Source organism: Brevibacterium salitolerans (genome assembly GCF_039531405.1).
GTDB classification, from domain to species: Bacteria; Actinomycetota; Actinomycetes; order Actinomycetales; family Brevibacteriaceae; genus Brevibacterium; species Brevibacterium salitolerans.
In genome coordinates, this window is the sequence record NZ_BAAAPZ010000002.1 from 617868 (window position 1) to 636913 (window position 19046).

Here is a 19046-nt window from a genome sequence, read left to right on the forward strand (position 1 = left end):
CGACACCCGCAGACCCCTACCACACGAAGGACGCACATACGTGGCAACGACGAACGACCTGAAGAACGGCATGGTTCTCAACCAGGAAGGGCAGCTCTGGCAGGTCCAGGAGTTCCTTCACGTCAAGCCGGGCAAGGGACCCGCCTTCGTGAGGACCAAGCTGAAGAACGTGCTCAGCGGCAAGATCATCGACAAGACCTTCAACGCCGGCACCAAGGTCGAGACCGCGACGGTGGACCGTCGCGACATGCAGTACCTCTACCACGACGGCACGGACTACGTGTTCATGGACACGGTCGACTACGACCAGGTGCCGCTGTCCGAGGCGCTCGTGGGGGATGCCGCGAACTACCTGCTCGAGAACCAGATCGTCCAGATCGCGTTCCACGACGGTGCGGCCCTCTACGTGGAGATGCCCCCGGCGGTGGAGCTCACCATCACCCGCACGGAGCCCGGCCTGCAGGGCGACCGCTCCTCCGGCGGCACCAAACCGGCGACGGTGGAGACCGGTCTGGAGATCCAGGTGCCGCTGTTCCTCGACGAGGGCGTGAAGGTCCGCGTCGACACGCGGACCGGCGACTACCTGGGGCGCGTCAAGGAGTGAGCGCCCGGACACGTGCGCGCCGCAGGGCGCTCGAGCTGCTCTTCGAGTCCGAGGCCCGGGGCATCGCCCTGGGCGACATCGTCGCGCTCCGGTCGGACGACCCGGCGTACCCCATGAAGGAGTACGCCGTCGAGATCGTCGACGGGGTCGCGGCCCACGCGGACGAGATCGACGAGCTCATCCGCACCTACTCGCGCGGATGGGAGATCGACCGCATGCCCGGTGTGGACCGCGCCCTGCTGCGGCTGGCCTCCTGGGAGATCCTCCACAACGACACCGTGGACGCTCCCGTGGCGATCAGCGAGGCCCGTGCCCTGGCGAAGGAGTTCTCGACGGACGACTCTCCCGCGTTCGTGGCCGGCGTGCTCTCGAAGATCGCCGGACTCGACGACTGAGACGGCTCTCACCGCGGACCGGGGCGCAGCATGCGCCCCGGTCCGCGCTACAATCGAGGCGCAGCATGCCTGATCATCCTTTGGCACCGTCCTGAGAGGCGGGTACACCGTCCGGAGAGACGGGGGAAGGAACGCAATGAGACAGCGCACAGTGCTCGACGAGGCGGAGATCTCGCGCGCACTCACACGCATCGCCCACGAGGTGCTCGAGGCGAACAAGGGCGCCGAGGACCTCCTGCTCCTCGGCATCCCCACCCGGGGCGTCCCGCTGGCCGCCCGCCTCGCCGCGCTCATCGCCCGGATCGAACCCGGTGCGGACGCGGCCTCGCTCGCGGGCAGCCTCGACATCACCTTCCACCGCGACGACCTGCGCTCCGGCCGGCTGCGGGCCGCCGGCCGGACGGAGGTCCCGGGCTCCACGGTGGACGGTCGCACCGTCGTCCTCGTCGACGACGTCCTGTTCTCCGGCCGCAGCGTCCGCGCCGCGCTCGACGCGCTCTCCGCGCTGGGCCGGCCGGAGGCGGTGAGGCTCGCCGTGCTCGTGGACCGCGGGCACCGCCGCCTGCCCATCCGCGCGGACCACGTGGGCAAGAACCTGCCGAGTGCGCTCGACGAGCGCGTGAGCGTCCAGCTGCGGGAGACGGACGGCACGGACGCGGTCATCATCGCGGGGGAGAAGGACTGATGACGCACCTGTTCTCGCCCCGACGGGCCGTCTCACCCGCTGCCGGATCGGAGCCCTCGGCATGAAGCACCTGCTCTCCACCGCCGACCTCAGCCGCGCCGATGCCGTCGACCTCCTCGACGTGGCAGAGGAGATGAGCCGGGCCACCGCCCGCGAGGTGAAGAAGCTGCCGGTGCTGCGCGGCCTCACCGTCGTCAACCTCTTCTTCGAGGACTCCACCCGGACCCGCATCTCCTTCGAGGCCGCCGCCAAGCGCCTCTCCGCGGACGTCATCAACTTCTCCGCCAAGGGCTCCTCCGTCTCCAAGGGGGAGAGCCTCCAGGACACCGCGCAGACGCTGTCCGCCATGGGCGCAGACGGGGTCGTCATCCGTCACGGCGGCTCCGGCGCGCCCCACCGGCTGGCCTCCGCGGGCTGGATCGACGCGCCCGTCGTCAACGCCGGGGACGGCACCCACGAGCATCCGACCCAGGCCCTGCTGGACGCCTTCACCCTCCGCCGCGTGCTCGCCGGCCTCCCGGCCTCCGGGCCGGCGACGGGTGCGGAGGGCCGCGCACTCGACGGTGCGACGGTGGGTATCGTGGGCGACGTCCTGCACTCCCGCGTGGCGCGCTCGAACGTCCACCTCCTCACCACGCTGGGGGCCCGCGTGGTGCTCATCGCCCCGCCCACGCTGCTGCCGGTGGGCGTGAGCGCCTGGCCGTGCGAGGTCAGCTACGACTTCGACGAGGCGCTGGCCGCCCACGACTTCTCCGCCGTCATGATGCTCCGCGTCCAGCAGGAGCGCATGCACGCCGCGTTCTTCCCCACGGCGCGGGAGTACGCCCGCCGGTGGGGCATGACGGACGCCCGCGCGGCGGCTCTGGGGCCGGACTGCGCGATCATGCACCCCGGCCCCATGAACCGCGGCTTCGAGATCAGCGCCGCGGCCGCCGACTCCTCCCGCGCGGTGGTCCTCGACCAGGTCGCCAACGGAGTGAGCGTGCGCATGGCCGTCCTCTACCGCCTGCTCACCGGACAGGGCTCCGGTGCCGCGGCGTCCACCGCTCAGACAGCCGCTGGCAGCGGCACGGAAGGAGAAGCGTGACCGCGACGACACTCATCAGGGGTGCGCAGCTGCCGGACGGCTCCACGGGCGACCTCGCCCTCGTCGACGGGCGCTTCGCGGATCCCGCCTCCGTCACCGCGCCGGACGTCACGATCGACGCGGCCGGGCTCACCGCGCTGCCGGGCTTCGTCGACATGCACACGCACCTCCGCGAGCCGGGACGGGAGGACGCGGAGACGGTGCTCACCGGTTCGCAGTCGGCCGCAGCCGGCGGCTACACCGCGGTGCACGCCATGGCGAACACCTCGCCGGTGGCAGACACCGCCGGCGTCGTGTCGCAGGTCTTCCGGCTCGGCCAGACCGCCGGCTTCACCGAGGTCCGCCCGGTGGGCGCGGTCACGGTCGGTCTCGCGGGCACCCAGCTGGCCGAGCTCGGCGCGATGGCCGACTCCGCCGCGGGCGTGCGCATGTTCTCCGACGACGGCCACTGCGTGTCCGATCCCCTCGTCATGCGCAGGGCGCTGGAGTACGTGAAGTCCTTCGACGGGATCATCGCGCAGCACGCGCAGGAGCCGCGCCTGACCGAGGGTGCGCAGATGAATGAGGGTGCCGTGAGCGCGGAGCTGGGCCTGCCGGGCTGGCCCGCGGTCGCGGAGGAGTCGATCATCGCCCGCGACGTGCTCCTCGCCGAGCACGTCGGTTCGCGCCTCCACGTCTGCCACGTCTCCACCGCCGGCAGCGTCGACCTCATCCGCTGGGCCAAGGCGCGCGGCATCCGCGTGACGGCGGAGGTCACGCCGCACCACCTCATGCTCACGGACGAACTCGTCCGCACCTTCGACCCGGTGTACAAGGTGAATCCGCCGCTGCGGCGCGACGAGGACGTGGCCGCGCTGCGCGCCGGCCTCCTCGACGGCACGATCGACGTGGTGGGCACGGACCACGCTCCGCACCCCGCGGAGCACAAGTGCGCGGAGTGGACGGCGGCGGCCATGGGCATGGTCGGCATGGAGACGGCGGCCGCGGTCGTCCTCGAGGCGATGAAGGACACGGAGTTCTCCCCGGCGGACCTCGCCCGGGTCATGAGCACCGCACCCGCGGCGATCACCGGCCTGGACGCCCACGGCTCGCTGGAGCCCGGCACTCCGGCCAACCTCGTCCTGCTGGACCTGGACGCGCCGCACACCGTGGATCCCGCCGCGCACCACACGCAGGGCCGCAACAACCCGTTCGCGGGCGTGACGCTGTCCGCGCGGGTGACGGACACCTTCCTCTACGGACACCGCGTGTTCGCAGCGGGCGCCCTGGGCGAGCCCCGTCCGCATGCGGAGGCCGCTGCATGGAACGCCTGATCCCCACGCTCGCCCTGCTGGCCGTCGCCGGCCTCGTCTTCGCGGCGATGTGGTGGGGCTGGCGGAGGCGGGCGCGCGCGCAGCACTCCCTGCCGGCGCCGGCCGCGGCGGTGGAGGGCTCGGAGGTGCTCGCCGAGCCCGTCGAGGGCATGTACGTCGCCACCACCACCGCCGGCGACCCCTATGACCGCATCGCCGCCCACCGCCTGGGCCTGCGGACCTCCGCGACCGTCGTGCCGACGCGCGCCGGGGTCGTCGTGGACCGGGCCGGCACGGGCGACTTCCTCATCCCGTGGTCGGACCTCACCGGTGTGAGGACCGGACAGGGCATGATCGGCAAGTTCGTCGAGCCCGACGGGCTCGTCGTGATCGGCTGGCAGCTGGGTCGGACCCGGCTGGAGACCGGCTTCCGGACCCGCGCGGCCGCCGACCGCACCGCACTCATCGAGACCATCCGCCGCCTGCACCAGGAGGAGCGCTGACATGGACCAGCCTCAGATCAGACAGTCACAGCTCGACCGCTCACCCGCGGTCCTCGTGCTCGAGGACGGCCGGGTGTTCCGCGGCAGGTCCTACGGGGCGCAGGGCCGCCGGCTCGGTGAGATTGTCTTCACCACCGGGATGACGGGCTACCAGGAGACGCTCACGGACCCCTCGTACGCGGGGCAGATCGTGGTGCAGACCGCGCCGCACATCGGCAACACGGGCGTGAACGACGAGGACGACGAATCGGGCGACTACTGGGTCGCCGGCTACGTCCTCTCCCGCCCCTCGCGCCGGGTCTCCAGCTGGCGCGCCACCGAGAGCCTCGAGGACCGGCTGTCCCGGCTGGGGATCGTGGGCGTGTGCGGCATCGACACGCGTGCGCTCACCCGCCACCTGCGGGACCGCGGCGCCATGCGCGCCGGGATCTTCTCCGGGGACGACGCCGGGCTGAGCGAGGCGGAGATGCTCGCCGCCGTCACCGCCGCGCCGGAGATGGCCGGGGCCTCGTTCACGGACGCGGTCACCACGAAGGAGCCCTACGTCGTCGAGGCGGTCGGGGAGAAGCGCTTCTCCGTCGTCGCCTTCGACCTCGGCATCAAGTCCGCGACCCCGGAGCAGCTCGCGCTGCGCGGCATCGAGGTCCATGTGGTGCCCGCGGACTTCACCTTCGAACAGGTGCGCGCGCTGCGCCCGGACGGGGTGTTCTTCTCCAACGGCCCCGGCGACCCCGCCACGGCGGAGCAGCAGGTGAGCGTGCTGCGCGAGGTGCTCGCCGCCCGGATCCCGTTCTTCGGCATCTGCTTCGGGAACCAACTGCTGGGCCGGGCTCTCGGCTTCGGCACCTACAAGCTGGTGTTCGGCCACCGCGGCGCCAACCAGCCCGTGCTGGACGTGGCCACGGGCCGCGTCGAGATCACCTGCCAGAACCACGGCTTCGCCGTCGACGCGCCCATCGGCGAGGCCGTCGAGGCGCCCGCCGGCGGCCTCGGCCGCGTGCGGGTGAGCCACATCGGCCTCAACGACCAGGTCGTCGAGGGCCTGGCGTGCCTCGACCTGCCGGCCTTCTCCGTCCAGTTCCACCCCGAGTCCGCGGCCGGTCCGCACGACTCGCGCAGCCTGTTCGACCGCTTCGCGGACCTCATGGCCGCCTCGCCCGCCCCCGCTTCCGCCTGAGCCGCACCCTAGGAGTACACACGTGCCCATCAGAGACGATCTGAAATCCGTCCTCGTCATCGGCTCCGGTCCCATCGTGATCGGCCAGGCCTGCGAGTTCGACTACTCCGGGACCCAGGCCTGCCGGGTCCTCCGCCGCGAGGGCCTGCGGGTCATCCTCGTGAACTCGAACCCGGCCACGATCATGACCGACCCCGAGGTCGCGGACGCGACCTACGTCGAGCCCATCACGCCCGAGGTCATCGAGTCGATCATCGCGAAGGAGCGCCCCGACGCGGTCCTGCCCACCCTGGGCGGGCAGACGGCCCTCAACGCGGCCATCGCCCTCCACGAGGCGGGTACGCTGGCGAAGTACGGCGTGGAGATGATCGGCGCGGACGTCGAGGCGATCCAGCGCGGCGAGGACCGCCAGAAGTTCAAGGACGTGGTCGAGCGCGTGGGCGGCGAGGTCGCCCGCTCGGTGATCTGCCACACCATGGACGAGGTGCTCGCCGCCGCGGACGAGCTCGGCTACCCCATGGTCGTGCGGCCCTCCTTCACGATGGGCGGGCTGGGCTCCGGCATGGCCTACGACGAGGAGGGCCTGCGCCGGATCGCCGGCGACGGCCTCCACGACTCGCTCACCACCGAGGTGCTCCTCGAGGAGTCCATCCTCGGCTGGAAGGAGTACGAGCTCGAGCTCATGCGCGACCGCAACGACAACGTCGTGGTCATCTGCTCGATCGAGAACTTCGACCCCGTCGGCGTCCACACCGGGGACTCCATCACGGTGGCCCCGGCGCTCACCCTCACGGACCGCGAGTACCAGCGGATGCGCGACATCGGCATCGACGTCATCCGCGAGGTGGGCGTGGAGACCGGCGGCTGCAACATCCAGTACGCCGTGAACCCGGCCGACGGGCGCATCGTCGTCATCGAGATGAACCCGCGCGTCTCGCGCTCGTCCGCACTCGCGTCGAAGGCCACCGGCTTCCCCATCGCCAAGATCGCCGCGAAGCTCGCGGTGGGCTACACGCTCGACGAGATCCCCAACGACATCACGAAGGTCACCCCGGCCTCGTTCGAGCCGGCGCTGGACTACGTCGTCGTGAAGATCCCGCGCTTCGCGTTCGAGAAGTTCCCGGCCGCGGACCCCACGCTCACCACCACCATGAAGAGCGTGGGCGAGGTCATGGCGCTGGGCCGCTCGTTCGGCTCCGCACTGCTCAAGGCGATGCGCTCGCTCGAACAGTCCGGCAGCGAGTTCGACTTCTCCGCGCGCGTGGACCTCTCCGAGCCGGGTGTGCGGGAGGAGCTGCGTGCGTCGCTGGCGCACCCCACGGTGGAACGCATCCACTCGGTGCGGCTCGCGCTGGCGTCCGGGATGAGCGTCGAGGAGGTCTTCGAGGCGTCCTGGATCGACCCCTGGTACCTCGAGCAGATCCTCGAGCTGCAGGACGTCGCGGACGCCGTCGCCGCGGCCCCCGCGCTCACGGCGGAGCTGCTGCGCGAGGCGAAGGAGACCGGCCTCTCGGACGCGCAGATCGCCCGCCTGCGGCACCTCGACGAGTCCGTGGTCCGCGGCGTGCGCCACGCGCTCGGTCTGCACCCCGTGTACAAGACCGTCGACACCTGCGCCGGTGAGTTCGAGGCGAAGACCCCGTACCACTACTCGAGCTACGAGGAGGAGACCGAGGTCTTGCCGCGTGAGCGGGAGGCGGTGCTCATCCTGGGCTCGGGGCCCAACCGGATCGGCCAGGGCATCGAGTTCGACTACTCCTGCGTCCATGCGACGCTGGCCCTGCGTGAGGCCGGCTACGAGACCGTCATGGTCAACTGCAACCCGGAGACGGTCTCGACGGACTACGACACGGCCGACCGCCTCTACTTCGAGCCGCTCACCTTCGAGGACGTCTACGCCGTGTACCAGGCGGAGCTCGCCGCGGGTCCCGTCGCCGGCGTCGTGTGCACGCTCGGCGGGCAGACCCCGTTGGGCCTGGCCGCGGACCTCAAGGCCGCGGGCGTGCCGGTGCTGGGGACGCAGCCGGAGGCCATCGACCTCGCCGAGGACCGCCGGGAGTTCGGCACCGTCCTCGCCGAGGCCGGCCTCCAGGCCCCGCAGCACGGCACCGCGATCACCGCGGAGGAGGCCGTGGAGATCGCGGAGGGGATCGGCTACCCCGTGCTCGTGCGCCCCTCCTACGTCCTGGGCGGGCGCGGCATGCAGATCGTCTACGACCGCGAGCAGCTGCTGAGCTACATGGCGACGGCCACGGAGGTCTCCGCGGACCGTCCGGTGCTCGTCGACCGGTTCCTCGAGGACGCCATCGAGATCGACGTCGACGCGCTCTACGACGGCGAGGACGTCTACATCGGCGGCATCATGGAGCACATCGAGGAGGCCGGCATCCACTCCGGCGACTCGGCCTGCATCCTGCCCCCGCTCACGCTGGGCGAGGCGGTGCTGGAGCAGGTCCGGGCCGCCACCGCGCGGATCGCCGCCGGCACCGGCGTGCGCGGCCTGCTCAACATGCAGTTCGCCGTCTCCGCGGACGTGCTCTACGTCATCGAGGCCAACCCGCGGGCCTCCCGCACGGTGCCCTTCGTCTCGAAGGCGACGGGTGCGCCGCTGGCCAAGGCCGCCGCGCTGCTCGCGGCGGGCCGCTCCATCGCGGACCTGCGCGGCAGCCTGCTGCCGGCCTCCGGCGACGGCTCCCGCCTGCCGCTCACCCACCCCGTCGCGGTGAAGGAGGCCGTGCTGCCCTTCCGCCGCTTCCGCACCGTGGACGGCAAGGCGGTCGACTCCGTGCTCGGACCGGAGATGCGCTCCACCGGTGAGGTGATGGGCATCGCCCCGACCTTCCCGCAGGCCTTCGCGAAGGCGATGCTGGGCGCGGGCACGGCGCTGCCGACCACGGGCGCGGTGTTCGTCTCCGTCGCCGACCGTGACAAGCGGGCGCTCGTGCTCCCCGTCAAGCAGCTCGCCGACCGCGGCTTCGAGATCGTCGCGACGGCCGGCACGGCCGGGGTGCTGCAGCGCTACGGCATCGAGGTGCAGACGGTGGCGAAGAACTTCGAGGCGGCCGCCGGCGAGCGGACCGTCATCGACGACATCGTCTCCGGCCGGTTCGGCCTCGTCGTCAACGTGCCCGGCGGCCGCGCCGAGCGCGCCGACGGCTACGAGATGCGCGCCGCGGCCACCTCCTCCGCGGTGCCGCTGCTCACGACCGTGGCGGAGTTCGCGGCCGCGGTCTCGGCCATCGAGTCCATCCGCAGCGGGGACGCGGACGTGCGCTCCCTGCAGGACTGGGCCGTGGACGCGGACTGGGCCCCGGCGGCGAGCGGCGCATGAGCGGCGCACCCGCCCGCCTGCGGACCGCCCTCCTCGGCAGCCCGCTCTGCGTGGGCCTCGACCCGCACCCCGGCGAGCTCGCCTCCTGGGGTCTGCCGGACACGCCGGCGGGCGCCCGCGAGTTCTCCCTGCGTCTGCTGGGGGCCGTGGGCGCCTCCGGCCGGTGCCGGGTGGTGAAGCCGCAGGTCGCGCTCTACGAGCGGTTCGGCTCCCGCGGCTTCGCGGTGCTCGAGGAGGTCCTCGCGGCCGCTCGCGAGGCGGGCCTGTTCGCCATCGCGGACGCCAAGCGCGGGGACATCGGCTCGACCATGGCCGGCTACGCCTCCGCCTGGCTCTCGCACGAGTCGCCGCTGCAGGCGGACGCGGTGACCGTCTCGCCGTACCTCGGGTTCGGCTCGCTCGCTCCGGTCTGCGAGGCGGTGACGGAGTTCGACGGCATGGCGTTCGTCCTCGCGCTCACCTCGAACCCGTCCGGTCCGCAGGTCCAGCACGCCCGCACCGCGGACGGCGGATCCGTCGCCGGGACGGTGGTCGCCGAGGCCGCGGCGGCCAACGCCGTAGCGTCCGCGCCCCGCCTCGGGCTCGTCGTGGGGGCCACGGTGGGCGGGGCCGCACGGGAGCTCGGGATCGGCCTGGCGGACTTCGCCGGACCGATCCTCACCCCCGGCTACGGGGCCCAGGGCGCGAGCGCGGAGGATCTCCGCGCGCTGTTCGGCGAGGCCGGGGCGCAGGGCCGCCTGGCGGTCAACAGCTCGCGCGGGATCAGCGGCCTCGGCCCCTCGGACTCCGCGCTCCGGGAGGGGATCGTCCGCGCGGCGGATGACCTGGCGGCGGCGCTGGGCGTAGACTGAGCGGCAACCGCACAGCTCCACGCTCATCCACCACCTCACCAAGGAGACTGAAGCCGTGGCACTTCCGGATCTGACCCCGCAGGAGAGGGAAGCCGCACTGCACAAGGCGTTCGCGGCCAGGCAGGCGCGCGCCGCAGTGAAGACGGCCCTCAAGAACGGCGAGACCACGCTGTCGGACGTCCTCGCACGTGCGTCCGGCGACGAGGCGCTCGAGAAGATGAAGGTCCACGACCTGCTGAGGTCGATGCCGAAGGTGGGGGACCGGCGCGCCGCCGCCCTCATGGAGGAGTACGGCATCGCCGCCTCCCGGCGGATCAAGGGGCTGGGCGTCCATCAGCGCGCGCGCCTCCTCGAGCACTTCGAGGGCGCGTAGGCGCTTCCGCTTCCCGAGAGACAGGCCGAATGACACGACTGACAGTACTGGCGGGCCCCACCGCCGTGGGCAAGGGGACCGTCAGCTCCTACATCCGCGAGCACTACCCCCAGGTCTGGTTCTCCGTCTCCGCCACCACTCGCGCCCCGCGCCCGGGTGAGGTCGACGGGGTCCACTACCACTTCCTCAGCGAGGAGGAGTTCGACCGGATGGTCGAGTCCGGGAGCCTGCTCGAGTACGCCGTGGTGCACGGCCGCCACCGCTACGGCACGCCGCGCGCCGCCGTGGAGGAGGAGATCGCGCGGGGCGGGTCCCCGCTGCTGGAGATCGACCTGCAGGGGGCCCGGCAGGTGCGGGAGGCGATGCCCGAGGCGCTGTTCGTCTTCCTCGCCCCGCCCAGCTGGGAGGAGCTGGTCCGCCGGCTCGTGGGACGCGGCACGGAGACCGCCCAGGAGCAGGAGCGCAGGCTCGCCTCCGCGAAGGTGGAGCTGGCGGCCGAATCCGAGTTCGACCGCACCGTCGTCAACACCGACGTGAGCACAGCCGCGCGTGAGATAGTAGAATTGATGGGCTTGCAGCCGCAGACAACGAGGGAGAACCCGTGACCAGTACGCCCGAGGGAATCACCAACCCGCCGATCGACGATCTGCTCGACGTCACCGAGTCGAAGTACGAGCTCGTCGTCGAGGGCTCGCGCCGCGCGCGCCAGATCAACGCCTACTACGCCCAGCTCCAGGAGGGGCTGCTGGAGAACGTGGGCCCCCTCGTGACGCCGGAGCCCAACGAGAAGCCCCTCTCCATCGCCTTCCGCGAGATCCACGAGGGCAAGATCATCATGCGGGAGCCCACCGAGGCGGACTTCGCCCCCGTGGAGGAGCCCGTGTTCGCCGACGACTACGGCTTCGCGGACGCGCTGGGCGGCGAGACCCTCGACGCCTTCCCCGCGGCGGAGGACACGGACACCGCGGCCGGCGACTCGATGTGAGGATCGTCCTCGGAGTCGCCGGGGGCATCGCCGCGTACAAGGCGGCGCACGTCCTGCGGGGGCTGAAGGAGCGCGGACACGAGGTGCGGGTCGTCCCCACCCGGGCCGCGCTCCGGTTTGTCGGCGCTCCCACCTGGGAGGCCCTGAGCGGCCAGCCGGTCTCCGTCGACGTGTTCGAGCGCGTCGACGAGGTCGAGCACGTCCGGGTGGGCCACGAGGCCGATCTGGTGGTGCTCGCGCCCGCGACGGCGGACCTGCTGGCCCGGGCGCGCACCGGCATGGCCGACGACATGCTCACCGCGACGCTGCTCACCGCCACGTGCCCGGTGGTGGCCGCCCCCGCCATGCACACGCAGATGTGGGAGCACCCGGCCACGGCGGAGAACGTGGCCGTGCTGCGCTCCCGCGGTTGGACCGTCATCGAGCCCGCCTCCGGCCGGCTCACCGGCGCGGACTCCGGGCCCGGCCGCCTGCCGGAGCCGGAGGAGATCGTCGCGGCCGCACTCGCGGCGGTCGCAGACGCTCCCGCACCGCAGCCGGCAGAGCCCCCGGCCCCACCCGGCCCGCTGTCCGGCCTCATGGTCGCCGTCTCCGCAGGCGGCACCCGCGAACCGCTGGACCCGGTGCGCTTCCTGGGCAACCGCTCCTCCGGCAAGCAGGGCGTCGCACTCGCGGCGGCCTCGGCCGCCGCCGGTGCGGAGGTGGTCCTCGTGAGCGCCAACGTGGACACGGCCGTCCTGTCCGCGCTTCCCGCCGGGGTGCGGGTGGAAGAGGTCGAGACCACCCAGGAGCTGCAGGCCGCCATGTCCGGCTGTCAGTCCGACGCGGACGTGATCATCATGGCCGCCGCCGTCGCCGACTACCGGCCCGCGGCCGCGGCGGACCACAAGATGAAGAAGACCGGGGGTGCCCTGGGCCTCGACCTGGTGGAGAACCCGGACGTGCTCGCGGGCCTCGTCGCGGACCGCGAGGCGGGGCGGGCGCGCAGCGCGCAGACGCTCGTGGGCTTCGCGGCGGAGACGGGCAGCCCGGAGAAGCCGGCCGCCGTCTATGCGCAGGAGAAGCTGCTCCGCAAGGGCTGCGACCTGCTCGTGTTCAACGACGTCTCCGGCGACCGTGCCTTCGGCGCCGATTCGAACGAGGTCACCGTCTACCGCCCTGCGCAGGGCCGGGCGGAGGTCGTCGCCTCGGCCGCGGGCACCAAGCGCCAGGTGTCGGAAGAAGTCATCGCCGCGATCGCGGCGGTCCGCAATCGTTAGGATGACCCGGTGACCACATCACCTCTGCGCCAGTTCACCTCGGAATCCGTCACGGAAGGGCACCCGGACAAGATCTGCGACCAGATCTCCGATGCCGTCCTCGACGAGCTCATCCGCCAGGACCCGGATGCCAAGGTCGCCGTCGAGACGATGGTGACCACCGGTCTGGTCCACGTCGCCGGCGAGATCAACACGAGCGCCTACGCGGACATCGCGGGCATCGTGCGCCGCACCATCACGGACATCGGCTACGACTCCTCGGAGAAGGGCTTCGACGGCCACTCCTGCGGCGTCTCCGTGTCCGTGGGGGAGCAGTCCAGCGACATCAACTCCGGTGTGACGCTGTCCTACGAGCGGCGCACCGGGGCGGACACCGGCGACTACACGACCTCCCTGGGCGCCGGCGACCAGGGCCTCATGTTCGGCTATGCGGACAGTTCCACGGACGTCCTCATGCCGCTGCCCATCCACCTCGCCCACCGTCTCTCGGAGCGCCTCACCCACGTGCGCAAGGCCGGCATCCTCCCGGACCTGCGGCCGGACGGCAAGACACAGGTGACGATCGGCTACGACGGGGAGACCCCCGTGACGATCGAGGCCGTGGTGGTCTCCACCCAGCACGGCCTCGGCTACAGGGACGACCAGGGCGGACTGCGGGAGGCCCTGCACGAACACGTCATCGACCCGGTGCTCGACACCGTCGATCTCGACCGCTCCGGGACCCAGCACTTCATCAACCCGGCCGGTCCGTTCATCACCGGCGGCCCCATGGGCGACGCGGGGCTCACGGGACGCAAGATCATCGTCGACACCTACGGCGGCTACGCCCGTCACGGCGGCGGTGCGTTCTCCGGCAAGGACCCCTCGAAGGTGGACCGCTCGGCCGCCTACGCCATGCGGTGGGTGGCGAAGAGCATCGTCGCCGCCGGCCTCGCGGCACGCGCGGAGGTGCAGGTGGCCTACGCGATCGGCGTGGCGGAGCCCGTGGGGCTCTATGTCGAGACCTTCGGCACGGAGACGGTGGCCCCGGAACGCATCGTCGCGGCGGTGCGTGAGGTGTTCAACCTCCGTCCCGCGGCGATCATCCGCGATCTGGAGCTGCTGCGGCCGGTCTACCGGGAGACGGCGGCCTACGGGCACTTCGGCCGGACGGGCGAGGGCTTCACCTGGGAGACGACCGCCCGGGCGGCGGAGCTCGCGCGGCTCGCCGCCTGAGTCCGGCGAGGATGGACGAGCCGCTGCCGCTCGACCTGCCGGCACCTGCCGTCGCGGCGGGGGTGCGGCTGCGCGGGGGAGCGGAGCCCGCGGAGGAGCTGCCGGTGGCGCAGGTGCTCCTGGAGGCGAGCGTCCCCCACCTCGCACGCCCCTTCGACTACGGGGTCCCGGCGACGCTGGACGCGGAGGCGGTCCCGGGGGTGCGCGTCCGCGTGCGCTTCTCCGGCCGGCTGGTGTCCGGGTTCCTCGTCTCCCGCAGCACGGAGACCGCGCACACGGGCGAGCTCGCTCCGCTGGAGCGCGTCGTGTCCGCCCTGCCCGTCCTCACCCCGGCGGTGCTCGCACTGCTGCAGGCGGTCGCGGACCGCTGGGCAGGCACTCTCCCGGACGTCCTCCGCCTGGCCGTTCCCGCCCGGCACGCCGCAGGGGAGCGGTCCGCGCTCGCGGCGCAGGCACCCGCACCGCCGGAGGAGCTGAGCCGGCCGGAGAGGCGGACCGAGAGCTTTCCCGTGCCGGCGGACCAGACGGCGGACGTCCATGCGTTCATCGCGGCACTCGGGGAGTGGGCCGCTGCCCGCTCCGAGGCGGAGGGCTCCGCGCCGCCGCGCGCGGCAGCCGCACTCACGCCCGGCGACGAGCCCGGGACCGGCTGGATCGGCGTGGGGCTCGCAGCCGCAGCGGCCGTGCTGGCGGCCGGGCGCTCGGTGCTGTGGGTCGTCCCGGACCATCGTGAGCTCACCGCGCTCACGGCGCGCCTGGGGCCGCTGGGTCCGCTGACGGTGCGTCTCTCCGCGGACCAGGGGCCCCAGGCGCGATGGTCGGCCTGGGTGCGCGCGCACACCGGTGCGGCGCGCCTGGTGATCGGCACGCGGGCGGCGTCGCTGGCCTCTCTCCCGGACCTCGGCCTCGTGCTGCTCCTCGAGGACGGGAGCGACCACTACGCGGAACCGCGCGCCCCCTATCCGCACGCGCGTGAGATCTGTCTCCTGCGCTCACGACTGCAGGACGCGGCCCTCCTGCTGTTGGGCACAGACCGGACGGTGGAGGTGCAGCGGCTGGCGGAGAGCGGCTGGCTGGCCTCGCTGGAGCGCGGCAGGGCGGAACGGCGGGAGACCGCACCCCTCGTCCTCATCCCGCGCGCGGAGTCGGCGGCGGAGAGGATGCCCCCGGACGTGTTCGAGGTCATCCGCGACGCGCTGGGCCGCTCCAAGCGGGAGACGGCGGTGGGTCCCGTGCTCGTGCAGGTGCCGCGCGCCGGCTACCTGCCCGTCGTCGCGTGCGCCCGCTGCGGAGACCTGCTCGTGTGCCCGCGCTGTGAGGCGCACCTGTCCGCCGCCGGTCCCACCGGTCCCTTCGCCTGCGCCCGGTGCGGACTCCGCACCGGGCACGCGCAGTGCGGGCGATGCCGCTCCGAGCGCTTCCGCGCCGTGGTGCGCGGGGTGGAGCGCACCGTCGAGGAGCTCAACCGGGCGTTCTCCGGCTTCCCCGTCCTGCGGTCCGCGGGGGAGGAGATCCTCCACAGCGTGCCGGACGAGCCCTCCGTCGTGGTGGCGACGACCGGTGCGGAGCCCTATGCCGAGGGCGGCTATGCGGCGGCGGTGCTGCTGGACACCCTGTGGCCGGGGCCGGGCCTCGACGGGATCGAACGCGCGGTGAGCCGGCGTCTGCGCGCGCTCTCGCTCGTGCGCGCGGCCTCCCACGGCGGCCGCGCGCTCGTGCTGGACGACACGCCGGCGGTGGTGCGCACGCTCCAGACCTTCGATCCCGTGGGCGCGGCGGCCGCGGTGCTGGCCGACCGGCGTGCCACCCGCCTGCCGCCCGCCGTGCGGACGCTGCAGCTGCGCGGCGAGCGCCGCGACGTCACGGCCTTCCTCGCGGAGGTCGAGGCGCAGGTGCCGGCGGCGCTGCGCCTGCTGCTGACGGAGGAGGAGCCCCACAGCAGGCTCCTCGCCTTCGACTACGGCTATGCCGCGGAGGTGTGCGCGGCGGTGCGGGCGGTCTCCCTGCGGCGCTCTGCGGCCGGCGAGCCGATCGTGCGCCACGTCGTGGACCCGCACCGGGCGCTGTGAGTGCGGCCGACTGCGTAGAATCGGCCGGGTGAGAATCGCCTTCGCCGGAACCCCCGCAGTCGCCGTACCCGCACTGAGAGCCCTCGCGGCCTCGGACCATGAGATCGTCGCGGTGCTCACGCGGCCGGATGCGCCCGTGGGGAGGAAGCGGGTGCTCACCCCCAGCCCTGTGAAGAGCGCGGCGGCGGAGCTGGGGCTGCGCGTCCTCGAGGCGGAGCGCCTCCGCGGCGAGGTGCTCATGGAGCTCGAGGGCCTCGACCTGGACGCCGTCGCCGTCGTGGCCTACGGCGGCATCGCCGGTCCCCGTGCGCTGCGTGCCGCGCGTGCCGGCTGGTTCAACCTCCACTTCTCCCTGCTGCCCCAGTGGCGGGGTGCCGCACCCGTCCAGCGTGCGCTCATGGCCGGTCAGACGCGCTCCGGGCTCACGGTGTTCCGCATCGACGAGGGCATGGACACCGGTCCCGTGCTGCTCCAGCGGGAGCTGCCGCTGCCGGAGGCGGACGCCGGCAGCGTCCTCGCGGAGTACGCGGAGGCGGGTGCGGGGCTCCTCGTGGAGGCCTTCGACGCGCTGGCCGCAGGCACGGCGGACCCGCAGCCGCAGACGGGGGCCGCCACCCATGCGGCGAAGATCGATCCCGCCGAGGCCCGCCTGGACCTCGGCGCCCCCGCCGCATCCGTGCTCGCGCGGTACCGCGGAGTGAGCCCCGCCCCCGGTGCATGGGTGGAGAAGGACGGGAAGCGCACCAAGCTCGCCGGGCTCACCGCCGCGCCGGCGGGCGCTCCCGTACCCGCGCCCGGCCGCCTGGAGCCGTGGGAGGAGGCCGCCGTGCTGGGCACCGGCGGGGGAGCCGTGCGCGTCGCGCGCGTCCAGCCCTTCGGCAAGCCCATGATGGACGCCTCCGCCTTCCTCCGCGGGCACGGCCCCGTGCAGTTCGACATGCTGGCAGCGGCATCCACCGAGTCAGCCGCATCCACTGAGACAGAGGAGGCCTGAGATGGCGCAGCAGCGGGCACAGCGCGGCCGGCACGGCCGGGACGAGTGGCGCGGCAGGGGCGAACGGCGGGAGTCGCCGCGGAGGCCCCGGACCGCACGCGAGGTCGCGCTCACCGTCCTGCGCGAGGTGGAGGACGCCGATGCCTACGCGAACCTCCTGCTGCCGGGGCGGCTGCGGAACGCGGAGCTGAGCCCCCGCGACGCCTCGCTCGCCACGGAACTCACCTACGGCACCCTGCGCATGCAGGGCCTCTACGACGCGGTCGTCCGCGCGGCTGCGGACAGGGACCCCGCGGATCTCGACCCGCTCACCCGGCAGGCGGTGCGGATGGGTGCTCACCAGCTGCTGAGCATGCGCATCGCGGACCACGCGGCGGTCTCGGAGACGATCGACGCGCTCCGCGCACTGGGCGGCGCACGCGCCTCCGGTCTCACGAACGCCGTCCTCCGGCGGGTGGCGGAGGCCTCCGCGGAGGAATGGCTGGAACGGCTCACCGCCGGGGCGGGGGAGACGGAGGTCCGCGCGCTGCGCACCTCCCATCCGGGCTGGATCGTGCGGGCGCTGGCACTGGCCCTGCGCAGGCACCGCCGCCCGGACGCCGAGGACGGCGGCCTCGACCGCCTCCTGACCGCGGACAACACCCCTGCCCGGGTGACGCTCGCCGCCCTGCCCGGCCTCGCGGATCCGGACGAGATCGCCGCCGGCGCCGGGCACCGGGGCGCGCTCTCCCCGCTGGCGGTCGTCCTGGAGTCCGGTGACCCCCGAGAGGTGGACGGGGTGGCCGAGGCCCGCGTGCGGGTGCAGGACGAGGGCTCGCAGCTCATCGCCCTCGCTCTCGCCGAGGCGAGCATGCAGGCCGATGCCGAGGACGAGGCGGCGGAGGGCCCGCGCTGGCTCGACCTCTGCGCAGGCCCCGGCGGCAAGACCGCCGTGCTCGGCGCGCTCGCGGCCCAGCTGGGCGGCTCCGTCGACGCCGTGGACTCCTCCGCACACCGGGCCCGCCTCGTCCGCGATTCCGTGCGCGCGAGTGCGGACGCCGTCGCGGTCTCGCAGGCGGACGGCCGCGAGTTCGCCGCGGCCCGCCCCGGTCGCTACTCCGGTGTGCTCGTGGACGCGCCGTGCTCCGGCCTCGGCGCACTCCGCCGGCGCCCCGAGGCGCGCTGGCGCAGGCGCCCGGAGGACATCGCCGCACTCGCCCCCGTGCAGCGCGGGCTGCTCTCCGCGGCTCTCGAGGCCTGCCGCCCCGGCGGCGTCGTCGCCTACTCGACGTGCTCGCCGCACTGGGCGGAGACGGGCGTCATCGTCGACGAGGTGCTCGCGGACGTCGAGAACCTCGAGGTCCTCGACGCGGCCGCAGTGCTCGCGCGCGTCACCGGCGGGGACGCGGACTCCTTCGCCTCGGCCCCGCGGGCGGGCGGGAGGTTCGCCCAGCTGTGGCCGGACGTCCACGGGACGGACGGCATGTTCCTCGCGCTGCTGCGGAGGAAGCGGGACTGAGCGGGGCCGGAGAGGCAGGCGGAGCGCGCGGAGCCGGTAGGATCTCCAGCCGTGGGCATTCACATCAATCCGAGCATCCTGTCAGCCGACTTCTCCGACCTGCGGACCGAGCTGGGGCGCATCAGCACCGCGGACATGGCGCACGTGGACGTCATGGACAACCACTTCGTCCCCAACCTCACCTTCGGCCCGCCCGTGGTCGAGCGGATCCGGGCCGTGTCGCCGATCCCGCTCGACGCACACCTCATGATCGCCGACCCCGACCGCTGGGCACCGGTCTATGCGGACCTGGGCTGCGCGTCCGTGACCTTCCACCTGGAGGCCGCGGCCGCCCCGGTGCGGCTCGCCCGTGAGCTGCGGGCGCTGGGTGCCCGCGCGAGCGTGGCGGTGAAGCCGGCCACTCCCGTCGAGCCCCTCCTCGACCTCCTCCCGGAGTTCGACCAGGTGCTCGTCATGACGGTGGAGCCGGGCTTCGGCGGACAGAAGTTCCTCGACGTGTGCCTGCCCAAGATCACCCGCCTGCGCCGGGCCATCTCCGCGGAGGGCCTCGACGTGGCCCTCCAGGTGGACGGCGGGGTCTCCGAGGCCACGGTGGACCGCGTGGTGGATGCGGGCGCGAACGTGCTGGTGGCGGGTTCGGCCGTCTACGCCGCGGACGACGCCGCGGCCGCCGTCGCCTCACTCCGCGGACGCGCGGAGGCGCGCGCGGGGGCCTGAGCGTACCCTGG

Annotated in this window: 18 protein-coding genes; all 18 read left to right on the forward strand. The window is 73.2% G+C overall.

Going from position 1 to position 19046, the window contains the following annotated elements; all coding sequences use genetic code 11:
- Positions 1–40: 40 nt before the first annotated feature.
- The 18 genes from efp to rpe all read left to right on the forward strand — a co-directional run bounded on the left by efp (position 41) and on the right by rpe (position 19035).
- Positions 41–604 carry an elongation factor P gene (efp, locus tag ABD240_RS03865; protein ID WP_291794123.1) on the forward strand — a complete coding sequence of 188 codons (564 nt, stop codon included), beginning with the start codon at positions 41–43 and terminating at the stop codon, positions 602–604.
- Complete coding sequence (nusB, locus tag ABD240_RS03870; RefSeq protein ID WP_291794126.1) at positions 601–999, forward strand: transcription antitermination factor NusB; 399 nt, start codon at positions 601–603, stop codon at positions 997–999. Before efp ends, nusB begins: the two co-directional genes overlap by 4 nt.
- Positions 1000–1135: 136 nt before the next feature.
- Positions 1136–1684: a bifunctional pyr operon transcriptional regulator/uracil phosphoribosyltransferase PyrR gene (gene pyrR, locus ABD240_RS03875; RefSeq protein ID WP_344335305.1), complete on the forward strand. Its 549-nt coding sequence runs from the start codon at positions 1136–1138 to the stop codon at positions 1682–1684.
- A 61-nt stretch (positions 1685–1745) separates the two neighbouring features.
- Entirely contained in the window at positions 1746–2771 is a 1026-nt protein-coding gene (locus ABD240_RS03880; protein ID WP_291794131.1) for an aspartate carbamoyltransferase catalytic subunit, read from the forward strand.
- The gene (locus ABD240_RS03885; RefSeq protein WP_291794133.1) at positions 2768–4084 is read left to right on the forward strand and encodes a dihydroorotase; all 1317 of its coding nucleotides are present in this window, start codon (positions 2768–2770) and stop codon (positions 4082–4084) included. Before ABD240_RS03880 ends, ABD240_RS03885 begins: the two co-directional genes overlap by 4 nt.
- A complete protein-coding gene (locus ABD240_RS03890) occupies positions 4072–4566 on the forward strand; it encodes a PH-like domain-containing protein (protein WP_344335307.1) in 495 nt (164 codons plus the stop codon). Before ABD240_RS03885 ends, ABD240_RS03890 begins: the two co-directional genes overlap by 13 nt.
- 1 nt (position 4567) lies before the next feature.
- Positions 4568–5743: a glutamine-hydrolyzing carbamoyl-phosphate synthase small subunit gene (gene carA, locus ABD240_RS03895; RefSeq protein WP_291794137.1), complete on the forward strand. Its 1176-nt coding sequence runs from the start codon at positions 4568–4570 to the stop codon at positions 5741–5743.
- Positions 5744–5765: 22 nt separating this feature from the next.
- Positions 5766–9074 (forward strand): carbamoyl-phosphate synthase large subunit, encoded by a 3309-nt coding sequence (gene carB, locus ABD240_RS03900; RefSeq protein ID WP_344335308.1) that lies wholly within the window; start codon positions 5766–5768, stop codon positions 9072–9074.
- Positions 9071–9925 (forward strand): orotidine-5'-phosphate decarboxylase, encoded by an 855-nt coding sequence (pyrF, locus tag ABD240_RS03905; protein ID WP_344335310.1) that lies wholly within the window; start codon positions 9071–9073, stop codon positions 9923–9925. The genes carB and pyrF overlap by 4 nt, the downstream gene beginning before the upstream one ends.
- Positions 9926–9980: 55 nt before the next feature.
- Positions 9981–10298 carry an integration host factor, actinobacterial type gene (gene mihF / locus ABD240_RS03910; protein WP_291798117.1) on the forward strand — a complete coding sequence of 106 codons (318 nt, stop codon included), beginning with the start codon at positions 9981–9983 and terminating at the stop codon, positions 10296–10298.
- Between the two features lie 29 nt (positions 10299–10327).
- The gene (gmk, locus tag ABD240_RS03915; protein ID WP_291798120.1) at positions 10328–10903 is read left to right on the forward strand and encodes a guanylate kinase; all 576 of its coding nucleotides are present in this window, start codon (positions 10328–10330) and stop codon (positions 10901–10903) included.
- A complete protein-coding gene (rpoZ, locus tag ABD240_RS03920) occupies positions 10900–11283 on the forward strand; it encodes a DNA-directed RNA polymerase subunit omega (protein WP_291798123.1) in 384 nt (127 codons plus the stop codon). Before gmk ends, rpoZ begins: the two co-directional genes overlap by 4 nt.
- The gene (gene coaBC / locus ABD240_RS03925) at positions 11280–12542 is read left to right on the forward strand and encodes a bifunctional phosphopantothenoylcysteine decarboxylase/phosphopantothenate--cysteine ligase CoaBC (RefSeq protein WP_344335316.1); all 1263 of its coding nucleotides are present in this window, start codon (positions 11280–11282) and stop codon (positions 12540–12542) included. Before rpoZ ends, coaBC begins: the two co-directional genes overlap by 4 nt.
- 9 nt (positions 12543–12551) lie before the next feature.
- A complete protein-coding gene (metK, locus tag ABD240_RS03930; RefSeq protein ID WP_291795349.1) occupies positions 12552–13757 on the forward strand; it encodes a methionine adenosyltransferase in 1206 nt (401 codons plus the stop codon).
- Positions 13758–13768: 11 nt separating this feature from the next.
- Positions 13769–15826, forward strand: a complete 2058-nt coding sequence (locus tag ABD240_RS03935) for a primosomal protein N' family DNA-binding protein (RefSeq protein WP_344335320.1) — start codon at positions 13769–13771, stop codon at positions 15824–15826.
- A gap of 28 nt (positions 15827–15854) precedes the next feature.
- A complete protein-coding gene (fmt, locus tag ABD240_RS03940) occupies positions 15855–16820 on the forward strand; it encodes a methionyl-tRNA formyltransferase (RefSeq protein ID WP_344335322.1) in 966 nt (321 codons plus the stop codon).
- 1 nt (position 16821) lies between these two features.
- On the forward strand, positions 16822–18318 hold the full coding sequence (locus ABD240_RS03945) for an RsmB/NOP family class I SAM-dependent RNA methyltransferase (RefSeq protein ID WP_344335324.1): 1497 nt from the start codon (positions 16822–16824) through the stop codon (positions 18316–18318).
- A 51-nt stretch (positions 18319–18369) separates the two neighbouring features.
- Positions 18370–19035, forward strand: a complete 666-nt coding sequence (rpe, locus tag ABD240_RS03950; RefSeq protein WP_291795357.1) for a ribulose-phosphate 3-epimerase — start codon at positions 18370–18372, stop codon at positions 19033–19035.
- Positions 19036–19046: the final 11 nt, after the last annotated feature.